Annotated in this window: 17 protein-coding genes and 1 pseudogene; 6 read left to right on the plus strand and 12 right to left on the minus strand. The window is 70.1% G+C overall.

Going from position 1 to position 16,608, the window contains the following annotated elements; translation table 11 throughout:
* Positions 1-13: 13 nt before the first annotated feature.
* The 5 genes from BHQ18_RS25495 to BHQ18_RS25515 all read right to left on the minus strand — a co-directional run bounded on the left by BHQ18_RS25495 (position 14) and on the right by BHQ18_RS25515 (position 5,189).
* Positions 14-1,948 (minus strand): peptidoglycan D,D-transpeptidase FtsI family protein, encoded by a 1,935-nt coding sequence (locus BHQ18_RS25495; RefSeq protein ID WP_069416444.1) that lies wholly within the window; start codon positions 1,946-1,948, stop codon positions 14-16.
* On the minus strand, positions 1,945-2,952 hold the full coding sequence (locus tag BHQ18_RS25500; RefSeq protein WP_069416445.1) for a cell division protein FtsL: 1,008 nt from the start codon (positions 2,950-2,952) through the stop codon (positions 1,945-1,947). Before BHQ18_RS25500 ends, BHQ18_RS25495 begins: the two co-directional genes overlap by 4 nt.
* On the minus strand, positions 2,942-3,901 hold the full coding sequence (rsmH, locus tag BHQ18_RS25505) for a 16S rRNA (cytosine(1402)-N(4))-methyltransferase RsmH (protein ID WP_069416446.1): 960 nt from the start codon (positions 3,899-3,901) through the stop codon (positions 2,942-2,944). Before rsmH ends, BHQ18_RS25500 begins: the two co-directional genes overlap by 11 nt.
* Positions 3,902-4,034: 133 nt before the next feature.
* A complete protein-coding gene (gene mraZ, locus BHQ18_RS25510) occupies positions 4,035-4,466 on the minus strand; it encodes a division/cell wall cluster transcriptional repressor MraZ (RefSeq protein WP_069416447.1) in 432 nt (143 codons plus the stop codon).
* A 318-nt stretch (positions 4,467-4,784) separates the two neighbouring features.
* A complete protein-coding gene (locus tag BHQ18_RS25515) occupies positions 4,785-5,189 on the minus strand; it encodes an SCO2097 family morphological protein (RefSeq protein ID WP_069416448.1) in 405 nt (134 codons plus the stop codon).
* Between the two features lie 221 nt (positions 5,190-5,410).
* On the opposite strand from BHQ18_RS25515, the gene BHQ18_RS25520 reads away from it, so the two are divergent.
* From BHQ18_RS25520 to BHQ18_RS25535, 4 genes are all read left to right on the plus strand, one after another.
* Positions 5,411-6,031: a GNAT family N-acetyltransferase gene (locus tag BHQ18_RS25520; protein WP_069416461.1), complete on the plus strand. Its 621-nt coding sequence runs from the start codon at positions 5,411-5,413 to the stop codon at positions 6,029-6,031.
* Positions 6,032-6,111: 80 nt separating this feature from the next.
* A complete protein-coding gene (locus tag BHQ18_RS25525; protein WP_069416462.1) occupies positions 6,112-6,753 on the plus strand; it encodes an LppM family (lipo)protein in 642 nt (213 codons plus the stop codon).
* A gap of 104 nt (positions 6,754-6,857) precedes the next feature.
* The gene (idsA2, locus tag BHQ18_RS25530; RefSeq protein WP_069416463.1) at positions 6,858-7,946 is read left to right on the plus strand and encodes a bifunctional (2E,6E)-farnesyl/geranyl diphosphate synthase; all 1,089 of its coding nucleotides are present in this window, start codon (positions 6,858-6,860) and stop codon (positions 7,944-7,946) included.
* A 4-nt stretch (positions 7,947-7,950) separates the two neighbouring features.
* Positions 7,951-9,522, plus strand: a complete 1,572-nt coding sequence (locus BHQ18_RS25535; protein ID WP_069416449.1) for an alpha-(1->6)-mannopyranosyltransferase A — start codon at positions 7,951-7,953, stop codon at positions 9,520-9,522.
* Here BHQ18_RS25535 and BHQ18_RS25540 read toward each other — a convergent pair.
* A complete protein-coding gene (locus tag BHQ18_RS25540) occupies positions 9,443-9,847 on the minus strand; it encodes an Rv2175c family DNA-binding protein (RefSeq protein WP_069416450.1) in 405 nt (134 codons plus the stop codon). The genes BHQ18_RS25535 and BHQ18_RS25540 overlap by 80 nt on opposite strands.
* A 66-nt stretch (positions 9,848-9,913) precedes the next feature.
* On the opposite strand from BHQ18_RS25540, the gene BHQ18_RS25545 reads away from it, so the two are divergent.
* Positions 9,914-11,080 (plus strand): protein kinase domain-containing protein, encoded by a 1,167-nt coding sequence (locus BHQ18_RS25545; protein ID WP_069416451.1) that lies wholly within the window; start codon positions 9,914-9,916, stop codon positions 11,078-11,080.
* 10 nt (positions 11,081-11,090) lie between these two features.
* Here BHQ18_RS25545 and BHQ18_RS25550 read toward each other — a convergent pair whose 3' ends face one another.
* Genes BHQ18_RS25550 through BHQ18_RS25560 form a run of 3 tightly spaced genes read right to left on the minus strand, consistent with a single transcriptional unit; the run spans position 11,091 to position 13,894 of the window.
* Entirely contained in the window at positions 11,091-12,476 is a 1,386-nt protein-coding gene (locus tag BHQ18_RS25550) for a class II 3-deoxy-7-phosphoheptulonate synthase (protein ID WP_069416452.1), read from the minus strand.
* Between the two features lie 33 nt (positions 12,477-12,509).
* Positions 12,510-13,007: a polyadenylate-specific 3'-exoribonuclease AS gene (locus tag BHQ18_RS25555; RefSeq protein WP_069416453.1), complete on the minus strand. Its 498-nt coding sequence runs from the start codon at positions 13,005-13,007 to the stop codon at positions 12,510-12,512.
* Positions 13,007-13,894, minus strand: a complete 888-nt coding sequence (locus BHQ18_RS25560) for a hypothetical protein (RefSeq protein ID WP_069416454.1) — start codon at positions 13,892-13,894, stop codon at positions 13,007-13,009. Before BHQ18_RS25560 ends, BHQ18_RS25555 begins: the two co-directional genes overlap by 1 nt.
* 84 nt (positions 13,895-13,978) lie before the next feature.
* Here BHQ18_RS25560 and BHQ18_RS25565 point away from each other — a divergent pair, with 84 nt between their 5' ends.
* Positions 13,979-15,256, plus strand: coding sequence for a glycosyltransferase 87 family protein (locus tag BHQ18_RS25565; protein ID WP_069416455.1), 1,278 nt, complete (start codon positions 13,979-13,981; stop codon positions 15,254-15,256).
* Here the strand turns inward: BHQ18_RS25565 and BHQ18_RS25570 are convergent, their stop codons facing one another.
* The 3 genes and pseudogenes from BHQ18_RS25570 to BHQ18_RS29945 all read right to left on the minus strand — a co-directional run.
* The gene (locus tag BHQ18_RS25570; protein ID WP_069416456.1) at positions 15,257-15,982 is read right to left on the minus strand and encodes a lysophospholipid acyltransferase family protein; all 726 of its coding nucleotides are present in this window, start codon (positions 15,980-15,982) and stop codon (positions 15,257-15,259) included.
* An 84-nt stretch (positions 15,983-16,066) separates the two neighbouring features.
* Positions 16,067-16,450, minus strand: coding sequence for a hypothetical protein (locus BHQ18_RS25575; RefSeq protein ID WP_069416464.1), 384 nt, complete (start codon positions 16,448-16,450; stop codon positions 16,067-16,069).
* Positions 16,447-16,608: pseudogene (locus tag BHQ18_RS29945) on the minus strand (ArsA family ATPase); the annotation flags it as partial. The gene BHQ18_RS25575 and the pseudogene BHQ18_RS29945, both read right to left, overlap by 4 nt.

Genomic DNA, 16,608 nt, shown 5'->3' on the forward strand with positions numbered 1-16,608 from the left:
GTCTGCCCGCGGGTCAGTCGGCCTGCAGCGTGAGCGGCGCGCCCGGATCGGCCGACAGCGGCACGTTTTCGCGCTGCAGCAGCCAGGCGCCGATGTTGTGGAACAGCGGCGCCACCGTGGTGCCCGGTTGTCCGTCGGCGGTGCGGTGCGGGTTGTCCATCATCACGGCGACGACGTAGCGCGGGTCGTCGGCGGGCAGGATCCCGGCGAACGAGATCCAGTAGACGTCGTCGTAGTAGCACCCGCAGCCCGGGTTGATCTGCTGCGCGGTGCCGGTCTTGCCGGCCACCTGGTAGCCCTCGACCGCGGCCTGCGAGCCGGTGCCCTGCTGGATTCCGCGCGGGTCGCGCTGCGTGGTCGCGCGCAGCATCTGCCGCACGGTCTGCGCGGTCTGCGCGGAGACCACCGGAATGCCCTCGGGCCGTGGTTCGTCGGTACGGGTGCCGTCCGGGGCGATCGTGGACTTCACCACGCGCGGCGGCACCCGCACGCCGTCGTTGGCGATGGCCTGATACATCCCGGCCAGCTGAAGCAGCGTCATCGAAAGACCCTGTCCGATCGGCAGGTTGGCGAACGTACTGCCCGACCACTGGTCGATCGGCGGCACCAGCCCGGCGCTCTCGCCCGGCAGTCCGACGCCGGTGCGCTGGCCGAGGCCGAACTTGCGCAGCATGTCGTAGAACCGCTGCTCGCCGAGCCGCTGGGCCAGCATCAGCGTGCCCACGTTCGAGGACTTACCAAAGATGCCGGTGGTGGTGTACGGCATCGTGCCGTGCTCCCAGGCGTCGCGGACGGTGACGCCGCCCATGTGGATCGACCCGGGCACCTGCAGCACCTCGTCGGGCTGGGACAGCTTGTCCTCGATGACGGTCGCGGCGGTGACGATCTTGTTCACCGATCCCGGCTCATACGGTGAGGACACCGAAGGGTTGCCCAGTTCGCGGTGCTCCTGGCGGCCGATGTCCTGGCTCGGGTCGAACGTGTTGTCGTTCGCCATCGCCAGTACCTCACCGGTTTTCGCGTCCAGCACCACACCCGAGACGTTCTTGGCGCCGGACAGGTTCTTGGCCTGTTGCACCTGCTGCTGGACGTAGAACTGGATGTCGTCGTCGATGGTGAGCATCACCGTCGAGCCGTCGACGGCGTCGTGGCGGTTGCGGTAGCTGCCGGGGATGACCACACCGTCGGAGCCGCGGTCGTAGGTGATCGAGCCGTCGGTGCCGGCCAGCACCGCGTCCATCGAGTCCTCGAGCCCGAGCAGGCCGTGGCCGTCCCAGTCGATCCCGCCGACGAGGTTGGCCGCCAGGGAACCGCCCGGGTACTGGCGCAGATCCTGGCGCTCGGAGCCGACTTCGGGGAACTTCTTGGTGATCGCGTCGGCGATGGCGGGGTCGACCGCGCGGGCGAGATAGACGAACGTCTCGTTGCTCTTGAGCTTCTTGAGCACCGACGCGGAGTCCGGTTTGTTGTTGAGCCGCGCGGCGACCTCGTCGGCGATGTCGCGCAGCCTGCGGTCGGGCGCGGGCGCCTCGGTCGTCTTGGCCCTGGCTTCCTCCAACTGCTTGCGCACCTTGACCGGCTGGAAGGTCAGGGCCCGCGCCTCGATCGTGAACGCGAGCTTGTCGCTGTCGCGGTCGACGATCGATCCGCGGACCGCCTTGTCGACGTCGGTGACCTTGAGCTGGCTGGCCGCCTCCGCGCGCAGGCCCTCGGCACGCGGCACCTGCAGGTGGAACAGCTGACCGGCCGCGACGATCAGAACGAGGAAGATCGCGGCGTTGCCCACCCGGTGCCGGAACACGAACGACGCACTGCGCAAACCGGTGTCGGTCATCGGCGCGCGGGTGCGCCGGGACTTGGCCGCGTGCTCCTGGCCGGCCGCGGCGGTGGTCTTGCGCCCGGGGGCCGACGCGCCGCCGCCGCGACGTCCGCGCTCGGCGCGGCTCATGCGGCCGGGCCCGCCGGCGGCGTGACCACGGGAGCGGCCTGCTCGGCGCCCGGGGGCGGGCCGGGCAGCGCCTGCGGTGTCGGGATGTGCGGCGCGCCTGCGGCGTTCAGCGGGGCGGCGTCGAGTGCGCCGGGCGGCGGCGGCACGGCCCCCGGAACGGCGGGCTGTCCGGATACCGGATGGGGCACCTCGACACCCGGCGGAACCGCCAGCGGCGCAACGGCGCCGGGAGGCGCCTGCAGTCCGGGCAACCCGGCGGTGCGGTCGGGCACCCGCACGGGGACCTCGCGCGGTTCGACGACCCGCGGCGCCGGCGGCCCCGGTGGCGGCGGCGGTGCGATCTCCGGCAGCGGGGTGTTCAGCGGAGGCGGCGGGACCCCCTCGGCGGGTTTGGGTGTGCCGACGACGACCCAGTTGCCCGCCGGATCCTGGACGAGGTGCGCGGTGTCGCGGGACGGGATCATGCCCAGTTCGCGGGCGGCCTCGGCCAGCGCGGGCGCGGCTTGCGCTTCGAGCACGTCGCGTTCGAGCGCTTCTTTCTGTTGCAGCAGTGCGCGATTCATCTCGCGGGCGTTACCGAGTTGGTAGGACCGTTCGGCGGCGTCGGTGGACAGCCACAGCGTGACGCCGAGGCCGAAGCCCAGCGATCCGATCACCAGCACGACGAACGGCACCCGGGCAACCAGCGCCCGCGGGTTCAACTCGATCGACGACAGCCGGACCAGGATGCGTTCCCGCAGCGGCGGGCGGACAACTTTGGGCGCCTTGGCTTTCCGCGCCTTGGCCCGCGCCTTGGCCTGGCTGGCGTTCTTCGGCCTGCCGGGCGCGTCGGTGGGCCGCGGGATCGGGTTGGTCTGCGGCGCCGACCGCAGCGGCCGCTGCTCGCGCGCCGGCGCCCGGCGCGTGGGCGACTCCGCGGGCCGGCGGGCACCGTTGCGGGCGGAGCGGCGGCGGTCCTCGCCGCCACGCTTGGGCGCTTTGCGCTTGGTCTGCTCAGGCTTCACGGCCGTCCCCCACCTTCTCCAGTGCTCGTAGCCGCACGGGCGCGCTACGCGGGTTCTGTTCGATCTCCTCGGGAGTCGCGCGCTCGGCGCCACGGGTGAGAGCAACGAACTCCGGTCCGTGACCGGGCAATTCGACCGGCAGGCCCTCCGGTGTCCGGGAGGCGGTCGCCGCGGCGAAGGTGGTCTTGACGATGCGGTCTTCCAGCGACTGGTAGGCCATCACGACGATGCGCCCGCCCGGCGCGAGGGCGCCCATCGCGGCGGGCAGCGCGTCGCGCAGCGAATCCAACTCGGCGTTGACCGCGATCCGCAGCGCCTGGAAGGTGCGCTTGGCCGGATGCCCGCCGGTGCGTCGGGCCGGCGCCGGGATCGCGGCGTACAGCAACTCGACGAGTTCGGCGGTGGTGCGAAACGGTGCGCGGGCGCGCCGCTTGACGATCTGCGCGGCGATGCGCGACGCGAACCGTTCCTCGCCGAACTCGCGCAGCAGCCGGGTGATGTCCTTCTGCTCGTAAGTGTTGAGGATCTCGGCGGCGGTCAGCGTGGCGTCCGGATCCATCCGCATGTCCAGCGGGGCGTCGGAGGCGTACGAGAAGCCGCGCTCGACGCGGTCGAGCTGCATCGACGAGACCCCGAGATCGAACAGCACGCCGTGGACGGGTCCGGTCAGCGCGTGCGCGATGCCGTCGTAGCGGGTGCGCACCAGCGTGACCCGCTCACCGAAGCGGGCCAGCCGCTCGCCGGCGATGCGCTGGGCGTCGGGGTCGCGGTCCAGGCCGACCAGCTGCAGCTCCGGGAAATCGGTCAGGAAACGTTCGGCGTGGCCGCCCGCGCCGAGCGTCGCGTCGACCAGGACGGCGCCATCGCCGGTCGGCGACCGGCGGGTCAGTGCAGGGGTGAGCAGTTCCACGCAGCGGTCCAGCAGGACGGGGATGTGTCCGTAGCTCATGTCGCCGGCCTCCCGGCTCGGGGTTTCTCCGCTCCGCGCCCCTGCATCGTGGTCCCTGTCCGAGAGCGCGGACCTGGCGTCGGGGAAGTACGCCAGGGCCGGTTCGGGCAGAGGCCGCGATGCACGGGCCGGATCAGATGATGTCGTGCAGAGCTTCATTGGTGGCCGCGGAGAAGTCTTCTTCGTGGGTCTGCTGGTACTCCTGCCATGCCGCCGAGTCCCAGATCTCCAGGTAGTCGACCGAGCCGATCACCACGCAGTCCTTGGACAGGTTGGCGTAGCGGCGGTGGTCGGCCGACAGGGTGATCCGGCCTTGTGCGTCGGGGTGCTGTTCATCGGTGGCAGCGGCGAGGTTGCGCAGGAACGCGCGGGCTTCCGGATTGCTCCGCGAGGCCTGCGACGCCCGTCGTGCCAGCTTCTCGAACTCCGCGCGCGGATAGACGGCGAGGCTGTGGTCTTGGCTCTTGGTGACCATCAATCCTCCTGCCAGCGCGTCGCGGAACTTGGCGGGCAGTGTGAGCCGCCCCTTGTCGTCGAGCTTCGGCGTGTAGGTGCCGAGAAACATCTCGCCCTCCTGCGCCGCCGTCCGGAGCCCCGGTCCGCTCCGTTGTCCGCCACTTTACCCCACAATCCCCCACTTTCTGCCATTTGATAGCAACGTTTCCCTCCCACGACCCCACAATCCACCCCAAACGCCCACATCGAGCCTGCTCAACCACCTGGAATCGGTGCCCGGGACACCACAAATCAGCAGCTCAACCGCTTGTGAGCAGCAGTGGGGCGAAGTGGGGCGTGCGACACACCAGAACCACCGAGAAGGCGCGTGCGCGCGACACAGAAAAGGGGCAGCCCGCGTGCGGGCTACCCCTTGGGTCGGCTGCTGCTACTCGTCGAAACGCCGACGGAAGCGGTCCTCCATGCGGCTGGTGAACGAACCGGTGCCGCCCTTGGCCCGCTTCGGGCGCGGGGCACCGGGTTCGACCGGCGACCGGTCACGTCCGCCGGCCACCCGCGGGCCGGTGATCGCGAACACCACCCCGCCGAACATCACGATGAAACCGATCACCGACAGGACCGGGAAGCCACTGATCTGCGTGGCCGGGAACGCGACGCCGGACACCAGCAGAGCCAGACCGATGACGAACAGCGCGGCGCCCTGGATGCGGCGCCTGGTCGACGGGGCGCGCAGCGTTCCACCGCGGACACTCGAGGCGAACTTCGGGTCCTCGGCGTAGAGCGCGCTCTCGATCTGGTCGAGCATGCGCTGCTCATGATCGGAGAGTGGCATTCGTCCCTCCCTCGGAACCCTGGGCCGATTCGGCCGACTCAAAAGACAACTCGCCGTGTACTCGCCTTAACGAGCACCTAACAGTCATGATACGAGGTCAATCTGAGCCGTACCACCTTGTTCGACCGTCGATTGTATGACGTGCACCGCCGGTCGCGGTTCTCAGGCACGCCCGCCCGATAATGGGGGACGACACCGCCCGACACGCGGAAAGGCAGAAGTTGGCGACATATCTGGTCGATCTGTCGCCGAGCGATATGCAGCGCCGGCTCGGTGACGCCCTTTCGGTCTACGTCGACGCCATGCGTTATCCGCGCGGCACCGAGGACCAGCGGGCGTCGATGTGGCTCGAACACACCCGCCGGCCGGGATGGAAGGCGGTCGCGGCGGTCCAGCTCGGGGACGCCGACAATGGCCTCCACGACGGTGCCCAGCGCTCGCTGACCGAGGCCGAGCTGGCCACCGCCTCCATGCTCGGCGTCGCGTACGGCTACTGCGGGGCGCCCGACCAGTGGTGGCAGCAGCAGGTGGTCTCCGGGCTGCAGCGCAGCGGCGCCGACCGCATGCGCATCGCGGAGCTGATGAGCAGCTACTTCGAACTCACCGAACTGCACATCCACCCGCGCGCGCAGGGCCGCGGCCTCGGCGAGGCGCTGACCCGCCGGTTGCTGGCCGGCCGCGCCGAGGCCTACGTGCTGCTGTCGACACCGGAGATCAGCGGCGAGGCGAACCGGGCGTGGCGGCTCTACCGCAGGCTGGGCTTCACCGACGTCATCCGCGGCTACCGCTTCGTCGGCGATCCGCGTCCGTTCGCCATCCTCGGCAGGACTCTGCCGCTGTGAGGTGAGCGATCTGGCACGATGACCACGTGCCGGCCCGCTCCCGCCGCAGCCGAACCCGGTTGCTCGCGCTCGTCCTGCTGATGCTCGTCGTCCTGCCGACCGCGGTCGGCTGCGTCCGGGTGCGGGCGTCGCTGACCGTCAGCCCCGACGACCGGGTGTCCGGTCAGATCGTCGCCGCGGCCAAACCCCGCGACGCCGACGACAAGGGCCCGCAGCTGCTCAACAACCTGACCTTCGCCAACAAGGTGGCGGTCTCCGAGTACAGCCGCGACGACTATGTCGGCTCGCAGGCGGTGTTCTCCGACCTGACCTTCGCCGAGCTTCCGCAGCTGGCCAACATGAACCGCGACGCCGCCGGGGTGGACATCTCGCTGCGCCGGGCCGGCGATCTGGTCATCCTCGAGGGCCGTGTCGACCTCACCTCGCTCAGCGACTCCGAGGCCGACGTCTCGCTCACGGTGTCCTTCCCCGGCGAGGTCACCTCGACCAACGGCGACCAGGTCTCGGCCGAGATCGTCGAATGGAAGCTGCGCCCCGGCGTGGTGAGCACCATGAACGCCCAAGCCCGCTACACCGACCCCAGCGCGCGGTCGTTCACCGGAGCGGCGATCTGGCTGGGGCTCGGCTCGTTCGTGGTGGCCGGCATCATCGGCACGCTGGCCTATATGACCCGAGACCAGTCACCGCGCCCCGGCCGCGACGACAGCACGATCAGAGGTTGACCCGCCCGGGGCCGTCCTGACTTGCTAGGGCGCCACCGGCAGGTTCTACTCTGAAGGCGTTCGGGGGCAGGGTGGACGCACAGAGAAAGGGGCGCCTGCTGAGCGTGCATACAGCGGCACCGTCAGCCGTCGAGTTGGCCGGGGCCGTGGTGGAACAGCTGCGCGACTATCTGCGCGACCGCCGCGCCGACTGCGCCTACATGGGCGACGACTACGCCGAGCTGACCGCTGCTCTCGAGCAATTCGTGCTGCAGGGCGGCAAACGGCTGCGACCCGCTTTCGCCTACTGGGGTTGGCGCGCGGTCGCCGACCACCCGCAGGACCCGATGGATCCGGGCGTGCTGCGGCTGTGTTCGGCGCTGGAACTGCTGCACGCGTGCGCGCTGGTGCACGACGACGTCATCGACGCCTCGGCGACCCGGCGCGGCTTCCCGACCGTGCACCGGCTGTTCGCCGAGAAGCACCGCAGCAGCGGCTGGCACGGCTCCCCCGAACAGTTCGGCCTCTCGGCGGCGATCCTGCTCGGCGACCTGGCGCTGGTATGGGCCGACGACGTGGTCGCCACCGCCGACCTGGGGCCCGAGGCGGCCCGGCGGGTCCGGCGGGTGTGGTCGGCGATCCGCACCGAGGTCCTCGGCGGCCAGTACCTCGACATCGTCGCCGAATCCAGCGGCGCGGAATCGGTCGCCTCGGCGTTGACGGTCAACGAGTACAAGACCGCCTCCTACACGATCACCCGGCCGCTGCAGATGGGCGCCGCCGCGGCCGCGGACCGCCCCGACGTCCAGGAGGCGTTCCGGCGATTCGGCACCGACCTCGGGGTGGCGTTCCAGCTGCGCGACGACGTGCTCGGCGTGTTCGGCGATCCCGCGGTCACCGGCAAACCGTCCGGCGACGACCTGCGTTCGGGCAAGCGCACCGTGCTGCTGGCCGAGGCCGTCGAGTTGGCCGAGAAGACCGACCCGGTCGCGGCCAAGCTGCTGCGCACCTCGATCGGCTCGGACCTGTCCGAGGCCCAGGTGCGCGAACTGTGCCAGGCGATCGAATCCGTGGGCGCGCTGGCCGCGGTGGAGAGCCGCATCGACGAGCTCACCCGCAGCGCGCTGAGCGTCCTGGACGCCGCCGCCATCGACCCGCACGCCAAGGCCGGCCTGACCGAGCTCGCTCGAATGGCCGCCAATCGGTCCGCATAACGGCATGACCACTCCCGCGCCGGTGCGGCCATCGAGAAGTGCGTTCGCCGAACATCTTTCGCGGCTCGCGTCGTTCGCCACCGCACCGGAGGCCAAACCCGCGCGGCTGGGTTTCCTGGGCGCGGTGCTGATCACCGCCGGCGGACTGGGCGCGGGCAGCACCCGGTTGCACGATCCGCTGCTGGAGTCGTTGCACCTGTCGTGGCTGCGCTTCGGGCACGGCCTGGTGCTGTCGTCGGTGCTGCTGTGGGGCGGTGTGGCGCTGATGCTGGCGGCCTGGCTGTGGCTCGGCAGGCAGGTGATCGGCCGCCGCGTCTCCGAGTACACGATGGTGGCCACCACCGGCTTCTGGTTGCTGCCGCTGCTGTTGAGTGTGCCGCTGTTCAGCCGCGACACCTACTCCTACCTGGCACAGGGAGCGCTGCTGCGCGACGGTTTCGACCCGTACGCCGTCGGCCCCATCGACAACCCGAACTCGTTGCTGGACAACGTCAGTCCGATCTGGACCACGACGACCGCACCGTACGGGCCGGGCTTCATCCTGATCGCGAAGTTCGTCACGATGCTGGTCGGCGATGACGTCGTCGCCGGCACGATGCTGCTGCGCCTCGGCATGCTGCCGGGGTTGGCGTTGCTGATCTGGGCCGCCCCGCGGGTGGCCCGCCACATCGGCGCCGACGGCGCGACCGCGCTGTGGATCTGCGTGCTCAACCCGCTGGTGATCATCCACCTGATGGGGGGCGTGCACAACGAGATGCTGATGGTCGGCCTCATGATGGCCGGCATCGCGCTCACCTTCGGCGGGCGACCCGTCGTCGGCGTGGGTCTGATCGGCGCGGCCGTCGCGGTGAAAGCGACCGCCGGACTGGCCCTTCCGTTCATGGTGTGGGTGTGGGCGCGCGGGCTGCGCGACCGGCGCGGCCTGGCCCCGGCGAAGGCGTTCGCGGCGGCCACGGCGGCGTCGGCGCTGATCTTCGTCGCGGTGTTCGCGGTGCTGTCGTTGGCCGCGGGCGTGGGGCTGGGCTGGCTCACCGCGCTGGCCGGGTCGGTGAAGATCATCAACTGGCTGACCCTGCCGACCGCGGCGGCCAACCTGATCAACGTGTTCGGCGGGATGTTCCTGCCGGTCAACTTCTACGCGGTGCTCGACATCGCCCGCATCATCGGCATCGTGGTGATCGCGGTGTCACTTCCGCTGCTGTGGTGGCGATTTCGGCACACCGACCGCGACGCGCTGACCGGTATCGCGTGGGTGATGGTGGTCGTCGTGCTGCTGGTGCCCGCCGCGCTGCCCTGGTACTACACCTGGCCGCTGGCGGTGGTGGCCGCGCTGGCCCAGTCGCGGCGCTCGATCGCGGTGATCGCCGCGTTCTCGACCTGGATCACCGTGATCTGGAAGCCCGACGGAGCCCACGGGATGTACTCGTGGTCGCACGTGGCGCTGGCCACCGCGTCGGCCGCCGTGGCGTGGTACGCCCTGCACAAGGCGCCCGGGGTCAGTACGCCATCGCCTGGGCCCGGCGCACCACCTCGCGGGCCTGATGCGAATGAAGAGCGTCAACCGGCCGAGCGTTAGCCAGCTTGTCGTTGGCCCCGTCGCGGCTGACCGTCAGCGACGGGTCCGGGGTGAACAGCCAACGCAGGATCTCGGTTTCGTGGTACCCGCCGTCGTGCAGCACCACCAGCAGCCCGGGCAGGCTCTTGACCACGTGCCCGCTGCCGTCGAAGAAGGCCTTCGGCACCACCACCGCGCCGCCGCGGCGGACCGCGATCAGGTGACCGTCCCTCAACTGCTGATGCACCTTGGTCACCGCGACGCCGAGCAGATCGGCGACGGTCGGTAGGTCGTACATCTCTTCGGCGGGATCAAGAACGTCCTCGGCGGCCGGAATGCTGCTCACCGCACCGAGTCTAGATCCGAGAACTCACCACCGGAGCCGCATATTCGCGGAGGCGCCGTCCGTAACATGTCTCCGGTGGACGCCTACGCCGACCCGCTCGCCGGGATTGTGCTCGACGGTCGGTACCGCGTCGACACGATGATCGCCACCGGTGGCATGTCGGCGGTGTACCGGGGGCTGGATCTGCGGCTGGACCGGCCGGTCGCCGTCAAGATCATGGACTCGCGGTACGCCGGTGACACCCAGTTCCTGACCCGGTTCCAGCGCGAGGCGCGGGCGGTGGCGCGGCTGGCGCATCCCGGCGTGGTCGCGGTGTTCGACCAGGGCATCGACGGTCAGCACCCGTTTCTGGTGATGGAACTCGTCGAGGGCGGCACGCTGCGCGAACTGCTGCGCGAACGCGGCCCCATGCCGCCGCACGCGGCGGCCGCGGTGCTGGGCCCGGTGCTGGGTGGGCTGTCCGCCGCGCACCGGGCCGGGCTGGTGCACCGCGACATCAAGCCCGAGAACGTGCTGATCTCCGACGCCGGCGACGTCAAGATCGCCGACTTCGGTCTGGTGCGTGCGGTCGCCGACGCCAAGATCACCTCCACCAGCGTGATCCTGGGCACCGCGGCGTACCTGTCGCCCGAACAGGTCAGCACCGGCGACGCCGGGCCGGGCAGCGACGTCTACGGCGTCGGCATCATGACCTACGAACTGCTGACCGGGCGCACCCCGTTCACCGGCGACACCGCGCTCACGGTGGCCTATCAGCGGATGGACAACGACGTACCGCCCCCGAGTTCGGTGATCACCGGTGTGCCACCGCAGTTCGACGAGCTCGTGTTGCGGGCCACCGACCGCGACCCGGCCCGCCGGTACGCCGACGCCGAGGAGATGGGCGAGGAGCTGGCCGCGATCGTCGAAGAACTCGGGCTGCCCCCGTTCCGGGTGCCCGCACCGCAACAGTCCGCACAGCACACCTCCGCGGCGATGACGGCCCCGCCCCCGCCGCCGATGCCGCCGCCGCCCCGCCAGCAGACCCGGGCCTACGAGCGCGACGAGCTCCCCGAACCCGAATACGATGCGCCCGCAAGCCGATTCGCGGGTATCGACATCGACGAGTTCTACTGGGCGCGGCAGCGGGCCAAGCGGGCGCTGCTGTTCTGGTTCGTCGCCGTGCTGACGTTGACCGGGCTGGTCGCCGCCGCGGCGTGGACCGTCGGCAGCAACCTGCCGAACCTGATCTGAGCGTGCGACGTCAGTCGCGCAGCATCTCGGCGACCAGAAACGCCAACTCCAGGCTCTGCTGGGTGTTCAACCGCGGATCGCACGCGGTCTCGTAGCGGCCCGCCAGGTCGGTGTCCGAAATGTCCTGCGCGCCACCGAGACACTCGGTGACGTTCTCCCCGGTGATCTCGACGTGGATACCGCCGGGATGGGTGCCCAGCGCGCGGTGCACCTCGAAGTAGCCCTGCACCTCGTCGACGATGCGGTCGAAGTGCCGGGTCTTGTACCCGGTCGAGGACTCGTGGGTGTTGCCGTGCATCGGGTCGCACTGCCAGATCACCTGGTGCCCGGTCGCCTGCACCTTCTCGATGATCGGCGGCAGCAGATCGCGAACCTTGTTGTTGCCCATGCGGGTCACCAGCGTCAGCCGACCCGGCACGTTGTTCGGGTCGAGCCGCTCGACGTACTCGACCGCGAGCTCCGGGGTCATGGTCGGCCCCAGCTTGACGCCGATCGGGTTCGCGATGACCTCGGCGAACGCGACGTGCGCGCCGTCGAGTTGACGGGTACGTTCGCCGATCCACAGGTAGTGCGCCGACAGGTCGTAGAGCTTGGGTCCCTGCTCGGTCTCGGCCAGCCGCAGCATGGCGCGTTCGTAGTCGAGCACCAGCGCCTCGTGCGAGGCGTAGATCTCGGCGGTCTGCAGATTGCGGTCGTCCACGCCGCAGGCGCTCATGAACGTCAGCGCCCGGTCGATCTCACCCGCCAGCGCCTCGTAGCGGGCACCCGCCGGGGACGTCCGGACGAATTCGCGGTTCCAGTCGTGCACCTGGTGCAGCGAGGCCAGCCCCGACGCGGTCAGCGCGCGCACCAGGTTCATCGCCGCGCTGGCGTTGGCGTAGGCGCGCACCAGCCGCGACGGGTCGTGCTCGCGGGCGGCGGCGTCGGGCGCGAACCCGTTGACCATGTCGCCGCGGTAGGACTTCAACCCGAGCGCGTCGATGTCGGCCGAGCGCGGTTTGGCGTACTGGCCCGCGATGCGCGCCACCTTCACCACCGGCACGCTGGCGCCGTAGGTCAGCACCACCGCCATCTGCAGCAGCGTGCGGATGTTGGCCCGGATGTGGGGCTCGGTGTTGTCGACGAACGTCTCGGCGCAGTCGCCGCCCTGCAGCAGGAACGCCTTGCCGAGCGCGACGTCGGCGAGCAGCCCCTTGAGCCGCTCGATCTCGGCGGGCACGGTCACCGGGGGCACGCTTTCGAGCACGGTGCGCATGTTCCCGGCCGCCTCGGGATCCCAGCTCGGCTGCTGCACCGCCGGGCGGGCGAGCGCGGCGTCGAGCCGTTGCCGCAGGTCATCGGGCAGCGGCGGGAGCGCAGGCAGCTGGTCGATGGGTACGTCGACGGTCCAGTTCACCCGTTCATGGTAGCCGGGCCCGACGTCTGGTTTTCACCGCTGGACAGGGGCTTCCCGAGCCGTCATCAACTGGTAGCGGCGCAGGTTGTGCCGCGCGTCGACCAGGGCGTCGTGCGCGTCGCGGGGCCGCGGCGGCATCCGTGGGGAGCCGCGGTCCTCCCAGAACTGGCGCAGCTCGCGGGTGAACCGCGGGATCGCCGGCGGCAGGTCGGTCATCGGCCCCCACAGCTGGCACAGCACTACATGGTCGTAGGCGCCCACCCAGGCCCACAGCTCGATCGGTTCGTCACCGTCGATGCCGAAGAAGTCCTCGAGCTCCGAGCGGATCTGGCGCCGCGAACGCCACAGCTGCGACGCCGGCGGCGGCAGTTTGGGCAGCACGTTCCTGCGCACCCAGCTGCCCGCCCGGTCTGGGTTGAATTCTGTTGACACAGCGTAGTATTCGCGGCCGTCCTCGGCTGCCACCCCGATCGAGATCAGCTCGATGGTGCGGCCGTTGTCGATGAACTCGGTGTCGTAGAAGTAGCGCACTAAGCGGGTTCCTTTGCGAGGTGCTCCGAAGGGGTCCGGTCTTTCGGCGCAGGCGCGGCCCGGATCTCACGGTCGAGTTGTTCGTCGACCGCCGCGTCGTCGGGAAATTTCGGCATCCCCGCGATCGCGTCCTGCAGCCACAGTTTGGCCTGTACGACGGGGCGCCGCAGCCAGCGCTCCCGTTCCAGTGCGCGGTGCATCTTGCGGGGCCGGTCGGTGTAGCGCCACCGTGCCCACGGCGCATGCGGTCGCGACAACCGGACCGCGCCGACGACCAGCAGCGGCGTGATGAACATCCCCACCAGGCCGGTCCACACCTTGCCCTTGAGCAGCACCACCACCGCCAGCATCAGCGTCAGCACGGCGACCGCGATCACGCTGGCCCGCGCGACCAGCGAATGATCGCTGCGCCAGATGTCGATGTCGAAGAACGACAGCGGGTTGAAGCCCAGTACCAGCAGGCCGGCGACGGCGACCGCGGCGAACACCGCATCCACCGACGTCCGCCCGTCCTCGGCCCAGTACACGTCCTCCAGATGCAGGATCAACGCGAACTCGTCGAGCACCAACGCCGCCCCGATACCGAAAAAGGTTGCCGCCACCGTGAATTCGGGTACTCCCCCGTCAACCGCCAATGTCACCATCGTCACCCCGGAGATCATGACCAGGATCACACCGATCACCACGTGGTGGATGTGCAGTCCGGAGCCCGTGCCCAGGTTGCGGGGCTGCCACCACTTGCGCGGCGCGTCGCTGTGGGCGTGGCGGCGGATGTACCGCACGATCGTGCGGGTCACGAAGAACGTCAGGATGAAGGCGACCAGGCAGAAGACCAGCGGGAGCCGCCCCGTCGGGACAGCGAAGTCGAAGTTCAGGTCCGCGCGCACGCAGAAAACTTACGCCGACCTGCGCGTGTCAGGGCCGGGATACCGGCCGACCCGCCGGAGGGCCCCGATAGTCTGGTCGGCGACATGAGTATGTGGCGGTCGCCCGGCGGGGCTGGTTGGGGGGCAACGCTCGCCTGGCGGCTGTTCCAGCTGCTGACCCTGGCCGCGCTGGTCTGGGCCGGGTGGCGACTGCTCGGGCGGGTCCCGTACCGCATCGACGTCGACGTCTACCGGATGGGCGGCCAGGCGTGGCTGGACGGCCGCCCGCTGTACGCCGACGGTGCGATGTTCTCCACCCGCGGGGGGCTGGACCTGCCGTTCACCTATCCGCCGCTGGCCGCGGTCGCGTTCTCACCGTTCGCGCTGCTGTCGCTGGAGGCAGCCAGCGCCGCGATCACCGCGACCACCCTGGTGCTGCTGATCGTCGCGGTGACGATCGTGCTCACCCGGCTCGACGTGTGGCCCGCGACCGCGGTGACTCGGGAACCGGCCTGGCTGCGGCGGGCGTGGCTGGCCGCCGCGATCGTGGCCCCCGCGGTCCTCTATCTCGAGCCGATCCGGTCCAACTTCGACTTCGGGCAGATCAACGTCGTACTGATGACGCTGGTCATCGCCGACTGTGTGCCCCGCAGGACGCCGTGGCCCCGCGGCATGCTGCTCGGCGTCGCGATCGCGCTCAAGCTCACGCCCGCGGTGTTCCTGCTGTACTTCGTGTTGCGTCGCGACGTGCGCGCGGTCGTCGTCACCGCGATCTCGGCCGTCGTCGCCACCGCCGTCGGTGCCGCGTTCGCCTGGCGCGACTCGCTGGAGTACTGGACCGAGACCGTGCGCAACACCGACCGCATCGGCACGGCCACGTTGAACACCAACCAGAACATCGCCGGGGCGCTGGCCCGGCTGGGACTGGGCGAAGGCCCGCGGTTCGTGTTGTGGGTGGTGGCCTGCTTCGCGGTGCTGGCCGTGACCGTGTGGGCGGTGCGCCGGGTGCTGCGGGCCGACGAGCCCGTGCTGGCGCTGATCTGTGTGGCGATGTTCGGGCTGGTCGTCTCACCGGTGTCGTGGTCGCACCACTGGGTGTGGGCGGTGCCCGCGCTGGTGGTGATCTCGGTGCTGGCCTACCGCAGGCGGCACGTCGGGCTCGCCGCGGTGGCCCTGGCCGGGTTCGCGCTGATGGTGTGGACGCCGATCACGCTGATGCCCGAACACCGCGAGACCGCGGCGTCGCTGTGGCGACAGCTGGCCGGCGGGTCCTACGTGTGGTGGGCGATCGCGGTGATCGTGGCGGCCGGTTCGCTGAAAGCGACGGCCGCCCGGCGCGACAGCGCCGCCGTCGACGCCGCCCCTGTGCCGGCGACCAACTGATCAGCCGGCGGCTACTTCCGGCATGCGGGCCGACGGCTTCGTCGTCTCGTCGGCCTTACCCTCTTTGACGTCGGCGGCATACAGATCCACGTATTCCTGACCGGACAGCCGCATCAACTCGTACATCACCTCGTCGATGACGGCGCGTTCGATGAACCGGTTTCCCGCGAGCCCCTCGAAACGGGTGAAATCCATCGGCTTGCCGAACTTGATGTGAACCTTGCCGAACCGCCACATCTTGCTGCCGGGCGGGTTGACGGAGTCGGTGCCGATCATCGCGACCGGGATCACCGGGACACCGGTCTGCAGGGCCAGCCGGGCCAGACCGGTCTTGCCCTTGTACAACCGGCCGTCCGGGGACCGGGTGCCCTCGGGATACATCCCGAGCAGCTTGCCCTCACCGAGGATGCGTTCGGCGGTGTCCAGCGCCGCCTGCGCCGAATCCGCGTCGGTCCGGTCGATCGGCACCTGACCGGCGACGGTGTAGAACCAGCGCTGGAACCAGCCCTTCAACCCGGTGCCGGTGAAGTACTCGGCCTTGGCCAGGAAGGTGATGCGCCGGCTGACGACGAGCGGCTTGTAGAAACTGTCCGCAACGGCGAGGTGGTTACTGGCCAGAATCGCCGCGCCGGAACGCGGGATGTTTTCCAGCCCTTCGACTTTCGGCCGGCCGAGCAACGACAGCAGGGGGCCCATGAAGATGTACTTGAACAGCCAATACCACATGGGGCCTCCCGGAAATCGAACACCGGCCGGTGTTCTGCGACAACTTTACCCATGCGCTGTGGACGCGACCACAGCGCGCGATCCCTACTCCTCGACCGTTACCGGGATGTGCTGATAACGCCCGGGCGGCGGCGGGGCGGGCCCGTCGGGGCCAGCACCGGGCGCCGGGGGCGGACCGTCCGGCGGCTCGTCGGGGCCCGGCGCGGCGTGCTGGGCCTGTTCCAGCAGCGCGCGGATGACCGCGAGCAACGCGACGCTGTGTTCGGCGATCACGGTCAGCAGCGGGTGCTGCTCACCGGCCACCAGCGCGGCCAGCGCGCACACGGGACACCACACCTGCTGGCAGCTGCCCGCCTCGCCGGCCGCCGCGCGCGCGGCGGCCATCCGCACCGCGGGGTCGAGCTTGTCCAGGATCGACTGGGCCAGCTGCCGCAATTCGGGCCCGAGATCGGGGTGTGGCCCGCTCACTTCGGCCACACCTCCGGGTTGGGTCGGAACCGCACGGTCAACTCACATCCTCGCAGCTGTGCGTCCACCACGATGCACCGACGCAGGACGGACGCCAGGCGGACCCGGCGCCGCAAACCGCCGGCGCCGATGATCAGGTCGTCGTCGACCCGGCCCAG

The organism is Mycolicibacterium flavescens, assembly GCF_001722335.1.
GTDB lineage: Bacteria > Actinomycetota > Actinomycetes > Mycobacteriales > Mycobacteriaceae > Mycobacterium > Mycobacterium flavescens.

Bases quoted from the DNA above. Each gene is read 5' to 3' on its own strand.
- BHQ18_RS25495 (WP_069416444.1), bottom strand. From the start codon at position 1,948: ATGAGCCGCGCCGAGCGCGGACGTCGCGGCGGCGGCGCGTCGGCCCCC.
- rsmH (WP_069416446.1), bottom strand. From the start codon at position 3,901: ATGAGCTACGGACACATCCCCGTCCTGCTGGACCGCTGCGTGGAACTG.
- mraZ (WP_069416447.1), bottom strand. From the start codon at position 4,466: ATGTTTCTCGGCACCTACACGCCGAAGCTCGACGACAAGGGGCGGCTC.
- BHQ18_RS25515 (WP_069416448.1), bottom strand. From the start codon at position 5,189: ATGCCACTCTCCGATCATGAGCAGCGCATGCTCGACCAGATCGAGAGC.
- BHQ18_RS25525 (WP_069416462.1), top strand. From the start codon at position 6,112: ATGCTCGTCGTCCTGCCGACCGCGGTCGGCTGCGTCCGGGTGCGGGCG.
- BHQ18_RS25535 (WP_069416449.1), top strand. From the start codon at position 7,951: ATGACCACTCCCGCGCCGGTGCGGCCATCGAGAAGTGCGTTCGCCGAA.
- BHQ18_RS25545 (WP_069416451.1), top strand. From the start codon at position 9,914: ATGTCTCCGGTGGACGCCTACGCCGACCCGCTCGCCGGGATTGTGCTC.
- BHQ18_RS25565 (WP_069416455.1), top strand. From the start codon at position 13,979: ATGAGTATGTGGCGGTCGCCCGGCGGGGCTGGTTGGGGGGCAACGCTC.
- BHQ18_RS25570 (WP_069416456.1), bottom strand. From the start codon at position 15,982: ATGTGGTATTGGCTGTTCAAGTACATCTTCATGGGCCCCCTGCTGTCG.